This is a genomic window from Ruminococcus turbiniformis (genome assembly GCF_020687545.1).
GTDB classification, from domain to species: Bacteria; Bacillota; Clostridia; order Lachnospirales; family Lachnospiraceae; genus Mediterraneibacter; species Mediterraneibacter turbiniformis.
The window spans coordinates 1-19452 of sequence record NZ_JAJEQX010000017.1 but is presented as its reverse complement, the minus strand read 5'-3'; the positions used below and the strand labels follow the sequence as shown (position 1 = coordinate 19452).

The following is a 19452-nucleotide window of genomic DNA, read 5'->3' as shown; positions in this document are numbered from 1 at the left end:
ATAATCAAATTATCATTACAGCGATCCGCGGAGAGGAGTGACAGGATATGATGCAACATACGATTATTACAATCGGAAGGCAGTTCGGAAGCGGCGGACATGAGATCGGGAACCGGCTGGCGGAAAGGCTTGACATCCCGCTCTACGATCACAACCTGATCCATATGGCGGCACAGGAACTTCGCATCAGCAATGAGGACGCGACCAAGGTGGATGAGACAGTGCTGGGAAGGTTTCTGTCGGCATACGCAGCGGGAAGCCTGGAATACCGGCTGTTTGTGACAAGCGATGAGTCGGGGAAACCGCTGACGGACAGAGTGTTTGAGAGACAGTCAGCAATCATCCGGAAACTGGCGGAGAGCGGTCCGGGCATATTTGTCGGGCGGTGCGCGGATTACATCCTCGGAGATTACTCCAACTGCATCAATACCTTTATCTACGCGTACAGAGACGACCGGGTGCGCCGTATTATGAAACTATACAGGCTGGATGAAAAGCAGGCGCTTGACAGGATAAAGAAGACGGACAGAGAGAGAAAGGTCTATTACGAGACACGCACAGGGAGAGAGTGGGGAGGCATTGACGCGAACAGCATGATGTTCAATGCAAGCCTCCTCGGAATCGACGGAGTGGTGGATGCTCTGGAGGCCATTTACCGGAAGTGGGACAGCAGAAATATCTGACAAAAGCAGGGGTTTCGGCCGCACACGCAGGATGTGTGCGGCCGAAAGCCTTTTTCTGTCTTCTTTTCTGTTGATTACGCAGTTGCCCGGTCTGCGCATTGTGTGTTATAATTATCCGACATACAGGTAAATTTATCAGATGGGGGAAGAGTTATGAGCTTCATATCGTATTTGATTAACGGACTGAGCCTTGGAAGCGTATATGCGATTATTGCCCTTGGATACACGATGGTGTACGGTATCGCCAAGATGCTCAATTTTGCGCACGGAGATGTGATTATGATCGGCGCCTATGTGGCGTTTATCGGAATGTCGCAGGCGGGGGTATCCCCTGTGATTGCTGTCGCGGCAGCGATTATCGTATGTACGCTGCTGGGAATTGTGATCGAGCGGGTTGCCTACAAGCCGCTCAGAAACGCATCCTCCTCTCTGGCGGTGCTGATTACGGCGATTGGAGTCAGTTATCTGCTGCAGAACACAGCGCTCCTTGTTTTTGGAGCGAATACACAGACGTTTCCGTCTGTTGTAAGCTGGGGAGGAATTACCCTGGCAGACGGAGCCATGAACATATCGGGAGTGACTATTGTCACAATTGTTGTCTGCCTGGTGATTATGGCAGTGCTGATCACGTTTGTGCAGAAATCGAAACCGGGACAGGCCATGCGTGCCGTGTCGGAGGACAAAGGCGCGGCGCAGCTTATGGGAATTAACGTCAACGCGACGATCGCCCTCACTTTTGCGATCGGCTCCGCTCTGGCGGCAGTGGCGGGCGTTCTGCTCTGCTCTGCATATCCGAGCCTGACTCCGTATACGGGGGCAATGCCGGGCATCAAGGCGTTTGTGGCAGCTGTCTTCGGCGGCATCGGGTCGATTCCGGGCGCGTTTATCGGAGGACTGCTTCTGGGCGTTATTGAGATCCTCGGAAGGGCATACACTATGTCCCAGCTGGCGGACGCGCTTGTGTTTGCGGTTCTGATTATCGTGCTTCTTGTCAAGCCTACCGGACTTTTAGGCAAAAAGATTCAGGAGAAAGTGTAGGTGAGTGAGATGCAGAAGAAAATGAGCAGAAATACAAAAAGCAATCTGATTACATACGGAATGGTGGCAGCAGCTTTTCTTATCATGCAGTCGCTCATCAGTATGGACAGAATTTCCTATCTCGTAGAGGGACTTATGGTGCCGGTATGCGTCTATGTGATTATGGCAGTTTCCTTAAACCTTGTTGTGGGCGTGCTCGGAGAGCTGAGTCTTGGTCACGCGGGATTCATGTGCGTGGGTGCGTTTACAAGCGCGTTTTTTTCAAAGTGCATGAGCGATGTGATCACGGTTGCGCCGCTCAGGTTTTTCCTGGCGCTTCTCATCGGGATTGCATCAGCTGCAGTGTTCGGCCTTCTGATCGGCATTCCGGTGCTCCGGCTGAAAGGAGATTACCTGGCGATCGTCACGCTTGCCTTCGGAGAGATCATCAAAAATCTTGTGAACGTTCTCTTTATCGGCAAGGACTCTGACGGATTCCATTTCTCCACGGAAGGGGCAATGAGCTTAAACCTTAAGGACGACGGGATGGTCATCTTAAGCGGCCCGCAGGGAATCACGGGGACACCGAGGGACTCTTCGTTTTTCGTGGGATTTATTCTCATTATGGTTGCCCTGTTTATTGTCACGAATCTGATCAACTCCAGAGACGGAAGGGCCATCATGTCGATCCGTGACAACCGGATTGCCGCAGAGTCGGTGGGAATCAATGTGACGAAATACAAACTTATGGCGTTTACCATATCCGCGGCAATGGCGGGAGCGGCAGGTGTGCTTTACTCTCACAACCTGTCCACACTGATTGCCACGACAAACAACTTCGGCTACAATCAGTCCATTATGATCCTCGTCTTCGTCGTGCTCGGAGGCATCGGCAACATCCGCGGATCGGTCATCGCGGCGGTGGTGCTCACACTCCTTCCGGAGATGCTGAGAGGACTGTCAAACTACCGTATGCTGATCTACGCAATCGTCCTGATCGTTATGATGCTGTTTAACTGGGCGCCGAAAGCGATCGAGTGGAGAGAGAGACATTTCTCATTTCTGAAGAAGAAAAAGGAGGCTGTAAGATAATGGCATTACTGGAAGTGAAAAATCTGGGGATTTCATTCGGCGGTCTCCGTGCAGTGAACAGTTTTGAGATCTCGATCGAGAAGGAAGAGCTGTACGGTCTGATCGGGCCAAACGGTGCGGGAAAGACGACGGTATTTAACCTTCTGACCGGCGTGTATCAGCCGGACGCGGGAAAGATTATTCTGGACGGCACAGACATAACGGGCAGGAAAACGACGGAGATCAACCGGGCGGGAATCGCAAGGACATTTCAGAATATCCGTCTTTTCAAGCAGATGAGCGTGCTTGACAATGTCAAGGTCGGACTTCACAACAAGCATCCCTATTCTACGATAGAAGGGATTTTAAGGCTCCCCGGCTACCGGAAGGTGGAACGGGAGATGGATGAGCAGGCCATGGAGCTTTTAAAAGTGTTTGACCTGGAGAAATACGCACAGACAACCGCGTCGAATCTACCCTACGGCCAGCAGAGAAGACTGGAGATCGCCAGAGCCATGGCCACGGAGCCGAAGCTTCTGCTTCTGGACGAGCCCGCGGCGGGCATGAATCCGAACGAGACAGGGGAACTGATGGATATGATCCGCTTTGTGCGTGAGAAATTCCATGTGACAGTCCTTCTGATCGAACATGACATGAAACTCGTAAGCGGAATCTGCGAGAGGCTGACTGTGCTGAACTTCGGTGAGGTGCTCTGCCAGGGAGCCACATCGGACGTGCTGAACGACCCGCAGGTAATCACCGCGTATCTTGGAGAATAGGAGGAGACTGGTTATGGCAATGCTTGAAGTGAAAAATCTCGAGGTGTATTACGGCGTCATCCAGGCCATAAAAGGAATCTCTTTCGAGGTAAATGAAGGAGAGGTCATCGCGCTGATCGGCGCCAACGGCGCGGGAAAAACGACAACGCTTCACACAGTCTCCGGGCTCCTCACCCCGAAGAGCGGGCAGGTGATCTTTGAGGGAGAGGATATCACGAAGGTTCCGGCACACAGGATCGTGTCCATGGGAATGGCCCATGTGCCGGAGGGGAGGCGCGTGTTTGCCCAGCTCAGTGTGTACGAGAACCTGAAGATGGGAGCCTACACGAGAAAGGACAGGCAGGAGATTGAGGAGAGCTTAAGAAGCGTGTATAAACGATTCCCCCGGCTGGAGGAAAGAAAGAACCAGCTTGCAGGAACGTTAAGCGGCGGGGAACAGCAGATGCTCGCCATGGGGCGGGCGCTGATGTCAAAACCGAAGCTTCTGCTTCTGGACGAGCCGTCCATGGGTCTGTCTCCGATTTTTGTAAATGAAATCTTTGACATTATCCGTTCTGTGAGTGAGAGCGGAATGACCGTTCTTCTTGTGGAGCAGAATGCGAAGAAGGCACTCTCTATCGCCGACCGGGCGTATGTTTTGGAAACCGGGAATATTGTGCTGGACGGACCGGCAAAGAATCTGCTGGAGGATGACTCCATCAAGAAGGCGTACCTGGGAGAGTAGAGGAAAAGACAAAAAAGATCCGGTGCAGGAGCCGGAAAGGAACTGAAAAGAGGGGAATGTGGATATGAAGAATATAGTGGTTACGATCTCGAGACAGTACGGAAGCGGAGGAAAGACGATCGGTGCGATGCTCGCCAAAGATCTGGGAATCAGCTGCTACAGCCGCGAGATTCTTCGTATGGCGTCCGAGGACAGCGGGATCAATGAACGGCTTTTCGGGATGTCCGATGAGAAGATCCGCCGGGCGGGATGGTTTAAAATTTTAAGCCGCCCTTACCAGGGAGAACTGATTCCGCCGGAAAATAAGGAGTTTACATCAGATGACAACCTGTTTAACTATCAGGCAAAGGTGATCAAGGAACTGGCGGAAAAAGAGTCGTGTGTCATTGTCGGGAGATGTGCGGACTTTATTTTGAAAGATTATCCGAACGTTGCCAGCGTGTTTATCCATGCGGACCGGGACTTCTGTCTTCAGCGGTCAATGGAGCGCCACAGCATGACCGAGAAGGAGATGCAGAAATATATCGAAAAGACGGATCAGTACCGGGGCGATTTTTATCGGTATCACACCGGACATGAGTGGGCAGATGCGAGAAACTATGACCTCTGTCTGAACAGCGGAAAACTCGGGTTTGAGAAATGTGTGGAGGAGATCAAGTCATATCTTAAGATTCGTTTTTAAGGACAGGTGATACAAATGAAGAAAACCAGGAGAAAAACCGGGGGAATGACAAGGTTCAGTAAAAAACAGAAGATTCTGTTTGCGGCCGCGGGCTGCGTATGTCTGCTTCTGCTGATCTATCTGGGAATGGCGTTTTACTTTCACAGTCATTATCTGTTTAATACACAGATCAACGGGCAGAACTTTTCCGGAAAAACAGCTGACCAGGCAGAAGAGGCTTTTATGGCGGGTGTGGATGAGTATGAGCTGACGCTTTACGAACTGGACGGGGCATCGGAGACGATTTCGGGGGATGAGATTGATCTGGAATACGAAGAGGGAACCGGGCTGGAAGAACTGCTGGAGAGTCAGAACGGTTTCGCCTGGCCGGCTTCTATTTTCATAAAAAGTGATGAGAAGGTCAATGTGGGCGTAACATATGATGAGCAGAAACTGCAGCAGGAGATCGATTCTCTGCAGGCTGTGACAGCGGAACAGACGCCTGCCGTATCAGCGCAGCCGGTGTATGACGGGACGGAGTTTGTCGTGCAGCCGGAAGAGTACGGCACAGCTGTGGACCGCGAGGTGCTTGATGAGAAGATTGCCCAGGCTGTTGAGGGCCTTTCCGGGACGCTGGATCTGGAGGAAGAAGGATGCTATCAGGTCCCTGCTTACACGGAGGATTCCCCGGAAGTGCAGGAGGCATGCGACCTCATGAACGAGTACTGCCAGGCAAGTATCGTCTATACGATGTCCGAAAACGTGACGATCGACGCGTCGGTTATCTCCGGATGGCTTCGCACGGACGAGCAGATGCAGGTTGTGATAGATGAAGCCGGCGTCAGAGCGTGGCTCGAGGAATTTGGAAACACCTATGACACGGTTGGGACAACGAGAACATTCACCACACCGTCGGGAAAATCCGCGACAGTTTCCGGCGGAACGTACGGCTGGTCCATCAACGAGGATGCAGAGTACGAGGTGATCATAAACGCGATTCAAAACGGGGAGAATCTGACAAGGGAACCGGAATATTACATCGGAGGCACGGCGGCTTCGCACGATATGCCGGACTGGGGCACGACATATATCGACGTTGACTTAAGCGCTCAGCACATGTGGTATGTGGTGGACGGAAGCGTTGTCCTTGAGACGGATGTGGTGACAGGGTATCCGTCAGCTGACATGATTACTCCGGAGGGAGTCTACACGATCCTCGAGAAGAGTCTGGACGAGACTCTTATCGGGGCGACCGATCCGTCCACGGGTGAGCCTTCCTACAGGACGCCGGTAGACTACTGGATGCGTGTGACCTGGGAAGGCGTCGGGTTCCACGATGCCATATGGCAGTCAGCGTTTGGCGGTACGCTTAACCAGATTGCGGGCATAGGATCTCACGGATGTATCAATATGCCGCTGGATCAGGCCGCGGCGCTGTACAACCAGGTGGAAGTGGGGACTCCGGTGGTCATTCATTACTGATCTGATGCGCAGAAGATAATAAAACAGGGGGATATCGGGAAATAAAAAGAAAGAGACAGTCCAACAGAAAATTCGGTTCCTAAAAAATCCGAATTCTCTGGGAATGTCTCTTTCCTGCGTGTCAGGGTTAAAATTCGGTATTAACCGACTTCCCCCTGAACTTTTATCCGGCGGATTTCTGGAAAGCCATGCGTTCGCTTCCGTCTTCTGTATAGATCGTTCCGCAGTATTTGAATCCGTTTTTGTCAAGGAGATGCTGCATGACACGGTTGTCTCTGTGGGTATCGATTTTGAGATTGCCGCACTGGGAGAAAGCCCAGTTCAGACAGAACGAAGCGGCTCCTTTCACGGTGCCGTCGGATGTGATGCGGTGAACGACTGCGTACGGGGATTCATTCAGCCACTGGCCGGCGTAGATCCTGCGGTAAGTGTCGTCAGGGCCTTCTTTATAAAAAAAAGTCGCGATGATCTTGCCGTGTTCTTCACAGACGTAAGAACAGCCGGACTCAATGTCTTCAGCGATCAGCGTACGTTTCGGATAGGAGTTCCCCCATTGGGTGGGGTTTCCGTGACCGGCCATGAACAGGCGCGCGTTTTCGTACATTTTCATAATCAGATCCAGCTCGTCTGGTCTTGTCTTTCTGATTTTCATATTCTGACATTCCCCTTCCTGAAAGCTTTAGAGGTATACATACGGAAGTATTATAACAGAATGGATGACAGACCGCAATCTACAATAAAATGTAGCTGGGAGATTTTGGGATACAAAATATTGTGAAAATGAGTAATATTGCACAAAAACAAATACAAGTGTAAAAAATGAGAACTGTTATCAGAATAACACTTGCCTTTTTGAAACTTCGATGATATACTAACACCGCAAAGACGAGAACAAGGAGTTCATGAGGAGGTTTACAAATGGCAAGATTAGATTTTGACCAGTGGGCAGGCTTTGAAGGCCATCTCTGGAAAGAGGAAGTAAATGTGCGCGATTTTATCCAGCACAATTACACTCAGTACGAGGGAGACGAGTCATTTCTGGCAGGACCGACAGAGGCAACTGAGAAGCTGTGGGGAGAACTTTCAAAGCTCCAGAAGGAGGAGCGTGCAAAGGGCGGCGTGCTTGACATGGAGACAGAGGTGGTTTCCGGTCTGACAGCGTACGGCCCGGGATATATCAATGAGGACATGAAAGACCTGGAACAGGTCGTGGGTCTTCAGACAGACAAGCCGTTAAAGCGAGCGTTTATGCCTTACGGCGGAATCAAGATGGCGGAGCAGGCGTGTACGACATACGGATACACTCCAAGCGAAAAGCTTCATGAGATTTTTACAAAGTATCACAAGACGCACAATCAGGCAGTGTTTGACATCTACACTCCGGAGATGAAGAAGGCGCGTCACAACAAGATCATCACAGGACTTCCGGACACATACGGGAGAGGACGTATTGTAGGGGATTACCGCCGCGTGGCTCTGTACGGAATCGACTTCCTGATCGAGAAAAAGGAGTCTGATTTCATCGAGTATGAGAGACACGGAATGAAGGGAACCGACTTCCGTCTCCGCGAGGAGATCGCAGACCAGATCCGCGCTTTAAAAGAGATGAAAGAGATGGCGGCCGCATACGGCTTCGATATCTCACAGCCGGCGACAAACGCGAAAGAAGCTGTTCAGTGGCTCTATTTCGGATATCTGGCAGCGATCAAGACACAGAACGGCGCCGCGATGAGCGTGGGAAGAATCTCCACATTCCTTGACATCTATATTCAGAGAGATATGGAGAAGGGAATCCTGACAGAGGAGCAGGCGCAGGAGCTGATCGATCATATTGTCATGAAGTTCAGAATGGTGAAATTCGCGAGAATTCCGTCTTACAATGAGCTCTTCTCCGGCGACCCGGTGTGGGCGACGCTTGAGATGGCGGGAATCGGAATGGACGGACGCCACATGGTGACAAAGAATGATTACCGTTTCCTGCACACACTGGAGAACATGGGACCGTCGCCGGAACCGAACCTGACGGTGCTGTATTCTTCCCACTTGCCGGAGAACTTCAAGAAATATGCGGCGTATATTTCCGTGAAGACAAGCTCGATCCAGTATGAGAACGATGATGTGATGCGTCCGGTATGGGGCGATGACTACTCTATCTGCTGCTGTGTATCCGCGACAGAGACGGGAAAGGAGATTCAGTTCTTCGGAGCCCGCGCAAATCTGGCGAAATGCCTTCTGTACGCAATCAACGGTGGTGTGGATGAGAAGACGAAACAGCAGGTGTCCCCGCTGTACCGTCCGATTACGTCCGAATACCTTGACTTTGATGAAGTCATGGAGAAGTACGATCAGATGATGGAGTGGCTGTCCAAACTGTATGTGGACACCCTGAACATGATCCATTATATGCATGACAAATATTACTACGAAGCTGCCGAGATGGCGCTCATCGACACAAATGTGAGACGTACCTTTGCGACAGGAATCGCAGGATTCTCCCATGTGGTTGACTCGTTAAGCGCGATCAAGTACGCGAAAGTGAAAGTGATCCGCGATGAGGACGGCGTGGCAACCGGATTCGATGTGGAGGGAGATTTTCCGAGATACGGAAACGACGACGACCGTGCGGACGACATTGCAGTGTGGCTGCTGCGCACATTCATGAGCAAGCTGAAGAAGTGCCACACATACAGAAACTCTGAGCCGACCACATCTATCCTTACGATCACATCCAACGTGGTGTACGGCAAGGCGACAGGTTCCCTTCCGGACGGAAGAAAGGCGGGCGAGCCGCTGGCACCGGGTGCGAACCCATCTTACGGCGCGGAGAAGAACGGACTTCTTGCTTCCTTAAACTCTGTGGCGAAACTTCCGTACGAGCAGGCGCTTGACGGAATCTCCAACACACAGACGATCAGCCCGGGAGCGCTCGGACATGACGACGACGAGAGAAAGACGAACCTTGTCCATGTGATGGACGGCTATTTCGACCAGGGAGCGCACCATCTGAATGTGAACGTGTTCGGCACGGAGAAGCTGATCGACGCGATGGAGCATCCGGAGAAAGAGGAGTATGCAAACTTTACAATCCGCGTGTCCGGATATGCGGTGAAGTTCATCGACCTGACAAGAGAGCAGCAGATGGACGTGATTGCGAGGACATGCCACGACAGAATGTAATCTTCGGGGACGTAGTGAAATTGAGTTTGACTACGTCCCCATTTGAACACAGCCCTGTCCCTTTTTGGAATTCAGTGTGTCCCCTGTGGGAAAGTGCACAATTTTTGCTTTCGGAAAACATGTATTTCAAGTACTTTTTTGTGCAGTTTTTCATGGGGGACAGGGCTATTTCTAAAAAGGGACAGGGCATACTACAGTTTGGGACGTAGTCAGATTCAATTTCACTACGTCCCCGAAAGGAGAAAATATGCAGGGCTACATCCATTCTACCGAGAGTTTCGGCTCTGTCGACGGCCCCGGTGTCCGGTTCCTTATTTTTGTGAGCGGCTGTCCGATGCGCTGTCAGTTCTGCCATAATCCGGATACATGGAACATGCAGGCGGGGGAGTTAAAGAGTGCGGATGAGCTGCTCAGGCAGGCGCTTCGCTATAAAGCGTACTGGAAAGATGGCGGAGGGATCACGGTAAGCGGCGGGGAACCGCTTCTTCAGATGGATTTTATGACTGAGCTGTTTAAGAAAGCGAAAGAGCAGGGCATTCATACGACGATTGACACAAGCGGCGCGCCGTTTACCCGGGAGGAGCCTTTTTTCGGCAAATTCAATGAGCTGATGAGATACACGGATCTTCTGCTTGTGGATATCAAACACATCGATGAGGAACAGCACCGGATTCTCACCGGCCGTTCAAACCGTAATATTCTTGATATGGCCCGATACCTGTCCGAGATCGGCAAGCCGGTCTGGATACGGCATGTCCTTGTGCCGGAGAGAAGTGACAGTGATGAGTGGTTGAAGAAATTATATGATTTCATAAGAAACTTGAATAATGTTAAAAAGGTGGAGGTGCTCCCTTATCATACCTTTGGGGAATATAAGTGGAAAGAACTCGGATATGATTATCCTCTTCAGGGGATTGAGCCGCCGTCAAAAGAGCGCGTTGAGAATGCAAACCGGCTTCTGCACACGGCTGAATTCCCGGGACATTAGAATCCAGCAGCATCAAAAGCTATGCAGTAACAGAATCCGGCAGCATCAAAACCGTGCAGCAGAAGAATCCTGCAGCATTAATCCAGCTTTGCATCGAGTATTTTGTACAGGGCAAATACAGCGGCAGTCGCTCCCGCGGCAGTGAGTGCGTGAACCCGAAGGAGCGGGAACGGGAGAAAGACATTGGCGCATATGCATATCAGCAGCAGGGCAAATACGGTGAAAAAGACAGTTTTGCCCGAGACAGCAGCGGTGTCAAACGCATTTCTGCAGATTGCGTGAACGACGCAGAAAGCGCCTGCAATACACAGGATGGCACAGAATATATTTCCGGCTGTAACTGTAAAGTAAAGCGTCGGATCTGTGCTGTTTACCTGCGAAACCAGTTGAAAACCAAGCCAGATAAGGAGCAGTATGTCAGCGGAAGGCAGGACGTCCCGCAGTGATGACAGGATCTGCTCCTTTCTGCTCTGCCGCGGAAGCTCCGCAATGACATTATCGCAGAACAGTTTATAATCATCCCCGATGATTTCCCGGGCTGTTTCGCCTCTCTTTTCGCCGTCGGCAATCATTTCCAGGATATCCCGGCGCACGGTTTCCTGATAATAGGAATTGATGTTTGAAGAGCGGATATATACAGTGATATCTGTCAGTATGGATTCATTCTCTTCATTCTGAATCCGGTTTTCTGCCTCGTTATTTTCCTTCAGTAAAAGTTTTGTTCTTCTGCTCATTTCTGTATCCCTCCCTGCATATCCCGCATCAGATGATTTACGGCGTCTGACAGTTCACGATAGCTTTGAAAGAAATCTTCCAGGGCATCGTTTCCTTTCTCTGTCAGTTTATAATACTTTCTTCTGGGGCCAAGTTCTGATGCTTTGTAAGTTGCGCTGATCAGTTCGTTTTTCTCGAGACGAAGGAGCAGCGGATAGATCGTTCCCTCTGTGATTTTGCCGAAACCATATTCCATGAGCTGTTCGGATATCTCGTATCCGTAAGTTTCTTCCTTACTGATGATGGCCAGAACACAGCCCTCAAGCGTACCTTTAAGCATCTGTGACGGAATCACGTTTTCTTCCTCCTGCTGTTTACTTCTCGCTATTTTGCATTTTTGCTATTTTGTTTTCCCGCTGTTTTGCTTTCTTAACCATTTGCTATCTTGCAAAACATAGTAGCTAACTATATTGTAATGCAAGAGAGCTGCGATGTCAACAGGAAAGGCTTAAAGAGGTTTAAAGAGAGGTCTTTGACTTTGAACCGGTTATACGGTATGATAGTGACATTGGTGTATTGCCCCTTTTACACCGATGCTGACAGTTAAAAATGAAAGCGAGGCGGATTATAGATATGAATAAGAAGGAAATACTTGAGATACGCAAGCAGTTCACACCTGCAAACTGCGCGATTACACGGATCTGCGGATGCTATGTGGATCATGAGAAGACGAAAGTTGTGGAGTCAAAGGATGCATTCCTTTCCCTGCCGGAGGAGGAAGCGTTCAAATATTTTGATATATTCAAGAAAACACTTTCCGGGACGGTCGGGAAAAATATGCTGAATCTGGAGTTCCCGCTGGACGCTGAGATGCCGGGAGGAACTCAGGAGTTTCTTTTAAAACTCAGAGACAGCAAACTGCAGGACGATATGCTTCTGGAAGAGTTTTATGACAAGGTGATCGCTACATATGAGTACGCGGAGAACTACTATATTGTCCTGATTCATGCCATGTACGATATCCCGGGAAAATCAACCGACGGGCTTGAGATGTTCGACGCGTCGGATGAAGTGTATGAATATCTGCTTATGAGCATCTGCCCTGTCTCTCTGTCAAAGGCAGGACTGTGTTATAATGCGCAGGACAACCGGATCGAGGACAGAGTGAGGGACTGGATTGTGGATATGCCGGACAAGGGCTTTCTGTTTCCTGCATTCAATGACAGGGGGACGGATCTGCACAGTGTCCTTTATTATACAAAAAAATCAGAGGACCTTCAGCCGGAGATGATCGACCAGCTTCTCGGTGCCAGAATGCCGATGTCCGCGGACACACAGAAGGAGTCATTCCAGATGATGATCGAGGACACACTTGGAGAGGACGGAGACTACGAGACAGTACGCAATATCCACGAGACGTTAAACGATCTGATCGAGGAGCACAAAGAGGAGCCGGAACCGCTTTCACTTGACGTGACAGAGATGAGAAAGGTGTTTGAGCAGAGCGGAGTGGACGCGCAGAAGATGGAGAATTTCGACCGGAACTTTGAGACAAACGTGGGAGAGAAGGGATCACTTCTTGCCACAAATATTGCAGAGACGAAAAAATTCAACATCGAGACGCCTGATATTGTGATCAAAGTGAATCCCGACAGGGCGGATCTCGTGGAGACAAGAATGATTGACGGGCGTCAGTGCCTTGTAATTCCGGTGGATGATCATATCGAAGTAAACGGAATCAACGTGAGGACGATGAAATAAGAAAACTCTTTCCTGAGGGGCAGACATACATGCCTGATCGGGAAAGGGTTTTTTTCATAGCTTTTTTGAATACTTTTTCATGCAGGATAAGTATTTGTGCGCGGTGAAATTCAGAAGTATAGTAAAAATACAGGAAAGAATACAGGAAATCAGCCTGAAGCAAAAACGGGAGGAGAAGATGTAAAATGAAAATAATTATACTGGAAGGAAGTCCCAACAGAAACGGGTCATCGAACATGCTGGCAGAGCAGTTCTGCCGGGGCGCTGAGGAGGCCGGACATACGGCTGATGTTGTGGATGCGGCACATCTTGACATCCATCCGTGTACCGGGTGCATTCACTGCGGATATGAAGGGCCGTGTGTGCAGAAGGATGATATGGAAAAGATAAGAGGCAGGATACTGGATGCAGATATGGTGGTTTTTGTGACGCCGCTTTATTACTACGGCATGTCAGCCCAGCTCAAAATACTGGTTGACCGGTTCTGTGCGTTCAACAGCAGCATACAGCGCAGGGGGATGAAATCCGCGATGATCTCGGCGGCGTGGAACAGTGATGACTGGACGTTTGACGCGCTGGAAGCGCATTACCGGACACTTGTGAAGTATCTGAACCTGCAGGATATGGGGGCGGTCTGGGGAAGGGGCTGCGGCACGCCGGGGATGACGCAGCGTTCGAGGTACATGAAAGAAGCGTATGAACTCGGAAAATCTTTGAAATAGCGGGAAGAAAAGGGCCAATGAAGAAGAAAAGAGCAGTAAAAACCGGTGTCGATATTCTTATGACCTTATGCCTTTTATTTATGATGGGATATCAGTTCTGGGACGGGGCGGCGCACGAGTGGGCGGGCGCAGGGATGTTTCTCCTTTTTATTGTGCACCATGTCCTGAACAGAGGATGGTACAAAAGTCTGTTCAGAGGGAAGTATACGGCGGTCCGCCTCTTTCAGGCAGTAACAGATATTTTTCTACTTGCGGCAATGCTCTGCCTGATGGTAAGCGGGGTGACCCTTTCCAGCCATGTGTTCCGCTTCCTTCCGATTCACGGAGGCATGTCCGCGGCCTGACTGATGCATATGGCGGCGTCTCACTGGGGATTTGTGCTGATGGCGATTCACCTGGGGATGCATTGGGGCATATTTACCTCCATGGCAGAGAAGACGGAGGAAAAAACACGAAAGACAAAGATGAAGATGAAGAACAGTTCCCCGGCAGGCCGAATCATTCCCATGCTTCTGGGAGCGGTAATCGCGGTGTACGGACTTACCGCGTTTATCAGGCGGGATATGCTGACATATATGTTTCTGCAGTCAGAGTTCGTGTTTCTGGATTACGGGGAACCGGTTCTGCTGTTTTATACAGACTATCTGGCGATGATGGGGCTGTTCATATTTGGGGCGCATTACGGGGTGATTCTCCTCAGGAGAACGGGGCAGGGAAGCAGGCAGACGAAGCGCAAGTGAAAGGGAAAATATGTTCGGAGGACAGGTTCTGCAAGGAAGTGTTTGACAGATGAGCCGGAAGCAATTATTATCAGATGTATGATATCTGCGCCTTTTTACGGTACGGATAGAAAGCAGGCAGATGGAAAACAAAAAGAAGGATAATTGCGACATGGATTTACATACTTTATTTCAGTCCCGCTGTCTTGTTACGGACGGGGCGCTCGGAACATATTACAGGGAAAAGTACGGCGTGCAGAAGGCGCCTGAGCTTGACAATCTGACGGCACCTGAGAGAATCAAAGCGATTCACAGAGAGTATATTGAGGCCGGAGCAGATATTATAAGAACGAACAGCTTCGCTTCCAATGCGGAAACGCTCTTCGGCGACCGACTGCCGGAGATCGCACGAGAGGATCAGCTCACAAAAGTATATGAAAACGTCCGGGCGGCCTGCCTGATCGCGCAGTCAGCGGTGAAAAGCACAGAGATACAGGCTGCACGGTCTGCGGCGAAAAACGCGGAGACACGGCACGCGCAGGGAACGGCAGATCATGCAGGAGAAGAACCGGCGGATCGGGAAATTCTCATTGCAGGGGATATCGGTCCGGTGCCGGAGAAGAACCGAAACGGGGAAAAGGATGCGGATATTGCCGGGGAGTACCGGACAATCGCAAAGGCATTTCTTGATTCGGGAATCCGCCTGATCTGGTTTGAGACATTTTCTGATTTTGACCGGATTCTTCCTGCAGCAGAGTGGATAAAAGAGAACAGCGATGCGTTTGTCATGGCGAGTTTCTCCGTCAATATGTACGGCTATACGGGCTCTGGAAGCAGCATGAGAGATCTGATCAGAACCGCACAGGAGAGCAGCGTGATCGACGGAATCGGCTTCAACTGCGGAACCGGACCCTCCCATCTGTGCAGGCTTATGAAACGCCAGAACTTTGGAGATATGATCGTATCGGCGGCTCCGAATGCGGGGTATGCGGACCGGATTGAAAACCGGATGGTCTACCGGGATAATTCCGGATATTTCTGCGCCTCCGCAAAGGAGATAGCGGATCTCGGGGTGAACATCATCGGCGGATGCTGCGGCACAAACCCGTCCTATATCAGAAAGCTGAAAGCGGCTGCAGGAAACAGGCCGGTTGCGCGGAGACTCTCGGACCGCCCGGAACAGAGAGCGGAATCTGAGATACGTTACGACAACAACCCGTTTATCCGGAAACTTTATTCCGGGGAAAAGGTGATTATAGCGGAGCTGGATCCACCGTTCGACGGAAATGACAGGAAGATGTCTGCCGCTGCAGCCCGGCTAAAAGAGGCTGGAGTCGAGATGATCACGTTTTCTGACTCGCCCATGGGAAAGATGAGGGCGTCCTCTGTGACGTCAGCGATCAAGACCGCCGGAGAGCTGCAGATCGAAACAATGCCTCATATGGCGTGCCGTGACAGAAACGCCATCGGTATGGGCGCTGAGATACTGGGGGCATACATGAACGGGATACGAAACTTCCTCTTTGTGACGGGAGATCCGGTGCCTTCGGGAGACAGGGGGAGCATGAAGCCGGTTTTTGACTACAATTCGGTTACACTGATGAACTATGTGCGGCAGATGAACCGGGAGTATTTTTCCGAAGATCCGGTTGCCTACGGCGGCGCGCTTAATTACGGAAGAAAAAATATTGACGCGGAGATCCGGCGGATGGAGAAAAAGTGTCAGGCAGGGGCATCCTTTTTCCTGACCCAGCCCATATATTCGGATGAGGATATCGAAAAAATACGATACATAAAGAGCAGGATTGACACAAAGATTCTGTGCGGGATCATGCCGCTTGTCAGCTACCGCAATGCGCTTTTTATGAAAAACGAGATCGCAGGCATTCACGTGCCTGATGAAGTGATTGCACAGTACCGGAGCGATATGAGCAGGGAGGAGGCCCAGGCGGCGGGAGTGCGTATCGCAGCCCGCATCGCGGAACAACTGAGAGATGTGGCAGACGGATACTACTTTATGGTGCCGTTCAACCGCGCGGATATGATCGCGGAGATACTGGAGAAGCTGAAGCCCTGAAACTTCGGGAAGGAACATTTCCGATAAATTCCCGACAAATAGTGAAAAGAAATACAAGAAAAACCGGCCGCGTAACTGCATGTTTTATATGCACTTCCGCGGCCGGCCTGCTTACCGTCAATGCTCTTTCAAAGTCTGCTTTGGTTCTGGAGTTTATTCTTGTTCTGTGGTCTGTCTCTGTCCTTTGCGGATGCTGTACCGCAGATAATCAAGGTGGTTGAGCTGTTTTTCACGGAAATGGATCTCGTCGAGAATCCCTTTCCTCTTCTGTTCCAGCATGTTCAGTCGCTGGTCTCCGCCGTCTTCGTCTTCCACGAGCAGTTTCATATATGTCTCGGTCTCTGAATTCGCAAATCCGATATCGTGCAGCGTCATAATCAGGCTCAGGCGTTCCAGATCTGTGTCGTCGTACTGCCAGGCGCCCATCATTTTTTTTACGGCTCCGCACAGCCCCCAGCTCTCGTACTCATGGAGAATATCAAGCGGAATATTGTATCGTCTGCTTGCCTCATCGATTGTCATTGTCTCCCTCCTTCCGGTCTCCGGCATTTTCTGACGGGTATGTTTTCTGACAAGTCTATTTTAGCCCACGAACCGGGAGAAGTCTAATGCTTATATTCAATCGCCGGATATGCCTGAAAGATATTCTTTCGCGTAGCTGATAAAGGCACTGCCTGCTTTGGAGAAAACCTGGGCCTTCTTCCAGACCAGAACCGTGCCGGACTCCAGAGCAGGCTGGAATGGAATGAATTTCAGCCCCTCGTAGGAGGAGTTCATCTGCAGGGTGATGACACCGCCCAGGCCGCATCTGGCGAGAGCCGCCATGTTGTAGAGAAGATTGCCTGTCGCAGTGCTGCGGATCTGATCCGCGTAGTCACCGAACCAGTTCAGCACCTCATTCTGAAGGACTTTTCGCTGCGTCATGATGACCGGAAAACGGGCGAGTTCTTCCGGTGTCACTTCTTCCAGGGACGCAAGGGAAGAGGTTTCGCTGACAAGGACTCCCCATGTCTCTTTGAATGGCGTGCGCACAAAGTTGTATTTCGAGATATCTACCGGTTCTATGAGAAGGCCGATGTCAAGAAGCCCCTGATCGATCCTCTCCTTGATATTGTCCGCGTTTCCGCTGTAAAGCTCAAAAGTCACCTGGGGATGCTTCTCGTGAAAGGAGGCGATCAGCTCTGCGAGAAAACGGGATGTCTTGAACTCGCCGCTTCCGATGGTGATTTTACCCGTAAGTTCCCCGGTTTTGTGGCGGATGTCCTCTACGGTTTTCTCTGAGAGAGAGACGATCTCTTCGGCCCGGCGGCGAAGGAGCATTCCTTCTTCGGTAAGGACGATGCGGTGTCTGCTGCGGTGAAACAGCTTCACGCCGAGATCTTCCTCAAGCTGGATGAGCTGCCTCGACAGAGTTGGCTGTGTGATATGGAGAAGTTCGGCGGCGCGGGTGATATTTTCCTCGCGCGCGACCATGAGAAAATATTTAAGTACGCGAAGTTCCATAGTTTTCTCCTTGTAAACGGATTGTTAAAATCAGTGGATATTGAAAAATTATTATCCGAATGTTTTCATTCTGTGTATTTTGAATGTAACAGAGACTGTCTCATAAAAATCGGTATCGCTGATTCCGAAGGGAGTGAGCTCCTTTATTTTGTTCATCCGGTAGCGGATTGTATTTTCATGGACGGACATGGCGGCCGCCGTCTTCTTATAGTCCATATCATGTTCTGCAAACCGGAGAAGGGTGTCGAAAAGACAGCCGCCGGTTTCCTGGTCGAATTGGAGAAGCGGGTCCGTGATGTCTCTGTAAAATGCTTCCAGAGCCGGGCTTCCCTCCAGATCAACCAGAATGCGGGCGACGCCGAGCTGCCGGTAGTACGCGGCGCTTCCCGCGGACGCCATGCCGGATACCAGAGCGGAATAGCTCTGCGAGATCGCCGTGCCAAGAGCGGACAGAGGACAGGTGTCGCTGATGCCCACGGATGCTCCCGGAAGATACTGCCGGATCAGGTTTGTCATGGAGCGCACAGAACTTTCCATTTCCGGAAGCCGGCTGTCGCTGCAGGAGAGGATAACGAGAACTCCTTTTCGGTACTCGGCTGCATAGAAACGCAGATCGTGAACGACCGCAGTACACAGATTGTGCAGCCTCATGCCTGAGTCTGAGCCGGACGCTCTGTCGAAAGCGAACAGTACCGTGATATTTTTCTGAAAATTAGGATTCAGGCTGGAGATCAGCTGTCTTTTTTCACTGTCCGAGATTGTATGTCCCGCGATGGCGGTCAGTTTGTCCTCGATGCTTTTCCGCTGTTCCACGTGAACATGATATTCAATGATGGCGGAGATAATCAGGGAGTACGGCGTTCTGTAATCGATAAAGATCAGCGGCAGGCCGGCACGGTCAAACTGTCTGGTCATCTCTTCAGGCAGTTCTTTAAAATATTCATCAAATACGATCAGTGCGGAGGCACTGCTTTTTACGAGCAGGCGGAAAAAGTAATCGAGATACTCCGGATTATCCTGACCGTAATACAGAAAGGAAAGATACACATCATTCGGAAAAAGGGCCACGTTCTGATCGGATTCGCTGAACGGGTTGTCGTAGACATTTACATATCTGACTTCCCGGGAGAGACCGCTTTTCCCGGCGGCGATGCGTGCCCCTTTCATAATGTCGAGATTCAAAATATCGGAAACCGTGATCTGATTCATGAAAGTCTCCTTTGCATCTGGCTGTTTGTGTAAATTATAATATATATTGCGGATAATGCAATATGAATTGTAAATTTTACAAAAAACAGCGTGCTGAATTGTTGACGGGAACAAAGACAGACTATGTGAAAATTGATATTATATACAATATTATGTATATATATG

20 protein-coding genes are annotated in these 19452 nt (G+C 50.5%); 14 read left to right on the top strand and 6 right to left on the bottom strand.

The features are described 5' to 3' along the window. Positions 1-47 precede the first annotated feature (47 nt). From LKD70_RS10245 to LKD70_RS10215, 7 genes are all read left to right on the top strand, one after another. Entirely contained in the window at positions 48-683 is a 636-nt protein-coding gene (locus tag LKD70_RS10245) for a cytidylate kinase-like family protein (RefSeq protein WP_227707936.1), read from the top strand. Between the two features lie 153 nt (positions 684-836). After that, positions 837-1721 (top strand): branched-chain amino acid ABC transporter permease, encoded by an 885-nt coding sequence (locus LKD70_RS10240; protein ID WP_227707935.1) that lies wholly within the window; start codon positions 837-839, stop codon positions 1719-1721. A gap of 9 nt (positions 1722-1730) precedes the next feature. Beyond that, positions 1731-2792 carry a branched-chain amino acid ABC transporter permease gene (locus tag LKD70_RS10235; protein ID WP_227707987.1) on the top strand — a complete coding sequence of 354 codons (1062 nt, stop codon included), beginning with the start codon at positions 1731-1733 and terminating at the stop codon, positions 2790-2792. Further along, the gene (locus tag LKD70_RS10230) at positions 2792-3550 is read left to right on the top strand and encodes an ABC transporter ATP-binding protein (protein WP_227707934.1); all 759 of its coding nucleotides are present in this window, start codon (positions 2792-2794) and stop codon (positions 3548-3550) included. The genes LKD70_RS10235 and LKD70_RS10230 overlap by 1 nt, the downstream gene beginning before the upstream one ends. 13 nt (positions 3551-3563) lie before the next feature. Beyond that, positions 3564-4274: an ABC transporter ATP-binding protein gene (locus tag LKD70_RS10225; protein ID WP_227707933.1), complete on the top strand. Its 711-nt coding sequence runs from the start codon at positions 3564-3566 to the stop codon at positions 4272-4274. A 64-nt stretch (positions 4275-4338) separates the two neighbouring features. After that, positions 4339-4956, top strand: coding sequence for a cytidylate kinase-like family protein (locus tag LKD70_RS10220; RefSeq protein ID WP_227707932.1), 618 nt, complete (start codon positions 4339-4341; stop codon positions 4954-4956). A 45-nt stretch (positions 4957-5001) separates the two neighbouring features. Further along, positions 5002-6417, top strand: a complete 1416-nt coding sequence (locus tag LKD70_RS10215) for a L,D-transpeptidase family protein (RefSeq protein ID WP_227707931.1) — start codon at positions 5002-5004, stop codon at positions 6415-6417. Between the two features lie 163 nt (positions 6418-6580). Here the strand turns inward: LKD70_RS10215 and LKD70_RS10210 are convergent, their stop codons facing one another. Next, positions 6581-7069: a GNAT family N-acetyltransferase gene (locus LKD70_RS10210; protein ID WP_227707930.1), complete on the bottom strand. Its 489-nt coding sequence runs from the start codon at positions 7067-7069 to the stop codon at positions 6581-6583. 266 nt (positions 7070-7335) lie between these two features. Here LKD70_RS10210 and pflB point away from each other — a divergent pair, with 266 nt between their 5' ends. Together pflB and pflA are read left to right on the top strand one after the other, a co-directional pair. Then, positions 7336-9594 (top strand): formate C-acetyltransferase, encoded by a 2259-nt coding sequence (gene pflB / locus LKD70_RS10205; RefSeq protein ID WP_227707929.1) that lies wholly within the window; start codon positions 7336-7338, stop codon positions 9592-9594. Positions 9595-9841: 247 nt separating this feature from the next. After that, complete coding sequence (pflA, locus tag LKD70_RS10200) at positions 9842-10582, top strand: pyruvate formate-lyase-activating protein (protein WP_227707928.1); 741 nt, start codon at positions 9842-9844, stop codon at positions 10580-10582. 77 nt (positions 10583-10659) lie between these two features. Here the strand turns inward: pflA and LKD70_RS10195 are convergent, their stop codons facing one another. Next, positions 10660-11316 (bottom strand): hypothetical protein, encoded by a 657-nt coding sequence (locus LKD70_RS10195; RefSeq protein WP_227707927.1) that lies wholly within the window; start codon positions 11314-11316, stop codon positions 10660-10662. After that, positions 11313-11651 (bottom strand): PadR family transcriptional regulator, encoded by a 339-nt coding sequence (locus LKD70_RS10190; RefSeq protein ID WP_227707926.1) that lies wholly within the window; start codon positions 11649-11651, stop codon positions 11313-11315. The genes LKD70_RS10195 and LKD70_RS10190 overlap by 4 nt, the downstream gene beginning before the upstream one ends. Positions 11652-11929: 278 nt before the next feature. Here LKD70_RS10190 and LKD70_RS10185 point away from each other — a divergent pair, with 278 nt between their 5' ends. The 5 genes from LKD70_RS10185 to LKD70_RS10165 all read left to right on the top strand — a co-directional run bounded on the left by LKD70_RS10185 (position 11930) and on the right by LKD70_RS10165 (position 16575). Further along, positions 11930-13057, top strand: coding sequence for a DUF4317 domain-containing protein (locus tag LKD70_RS10185; protein WP_227707925.1), 1128 nt, complete (start codon positions 11930-11932; stop codon positions 13055-13057). 185 nt (positions 13058-13242) lie between these two features. Beyond that, positions 13243-13779 (top strand): flavodoxin family protein, encoded by a 537-nt coding sequence (locus LKD70_RS10180; RefSeq protein ID WP_227707924.1) that lies wholly within the window; start codon positions 13243-13245, stop codon positions 13777-13779. Positions 13780-13796: 17 nt separating this feature from the next. Beyond that, positions 13797-14123: a hypothetical protein gene (locus tag LKD70_RS10175; protein ID WP_227707923.1), complete on the top strand. Its 327-nt coding sequence runs from the start codon at positions 13797-13799 to the stop codon at positions 14121-14123. 3 nt (positions 14124-14126) lie between these two features. Next, complete coding sequence (locus LKD70_RS10170; RefSeq protein WP_227707922.1) at positions 14127-14519, top strand: hypothetical protein; 393 nt, start codon at positions 14127-14129, stop codon at positions 14517-14519. 151 nt (positions 14520-14670) lie between these two features. Continuing rightward, the gene (locus LKD70_RS10165) at positions 14671-16575 is read left to right on the top strand and encodes a bifunctional homocysteine S-methyltransferase/methylenetetrahydrofolate reductase (protein ID WP_227707921.1); all 1905 of its coding nucleotides are present in this window, start codon (positions 14671-14673) and stop codon (positions 16573-16575) included. A gap of 153 nt (positions 16576-16728) precedes the next feature. Here LKD70_RS10165 and LKD70_RS10160 read toward each other — a convergent pair whose 3' ends face one another. The 3 genes from LKD70_RS10160 to LKD70_RS10150 all read right to left on the bottom strand — a co-directional run bounded on the left by LKD70_RS10160 (position 16729) and on the right by LKD70_RS10150 (position 19287). Beyond that, complete coding sequence (locus LKD70_RS10160; protein WP_227707920.1) at positions 16729-17097, bottom strand: MerR family transcriptional regulator; 369 nt, start codon at positions 17095-17097, stop codon at positions 16729-16731. A 96-nt stretch (positions 17098-17193) separates the two neighbouring features. Next, positions 17194-18078 carry a LysR family transcriptional regulator gene (locus LKD70_RS10155; protein ID WP_227707919.1) on the bottom strand — a complete coding sequence of 295 codons (885 nt, stop codon included), beginning with the start codon at positions 18076-18078 and terminating at the stop codon, positions 17194-17196. A gap of 51 nt (positions 18079-18129) precedes the next feature. Continuing rightward, positions 18130-19287 carry a PucR family transcriptional regulator gene (locus tag LKD70_RS10150; protein ID WP_227707918.1) on the bottom strand — a complete coding sequence of 386 codons (1158 nt, stop codon included), beginning with the start codon at positions 19285-19287 and terminating at the stop codon, positions 18130-18132. Positions 19288-19452 lie beyond the last annotated feature (165 nt).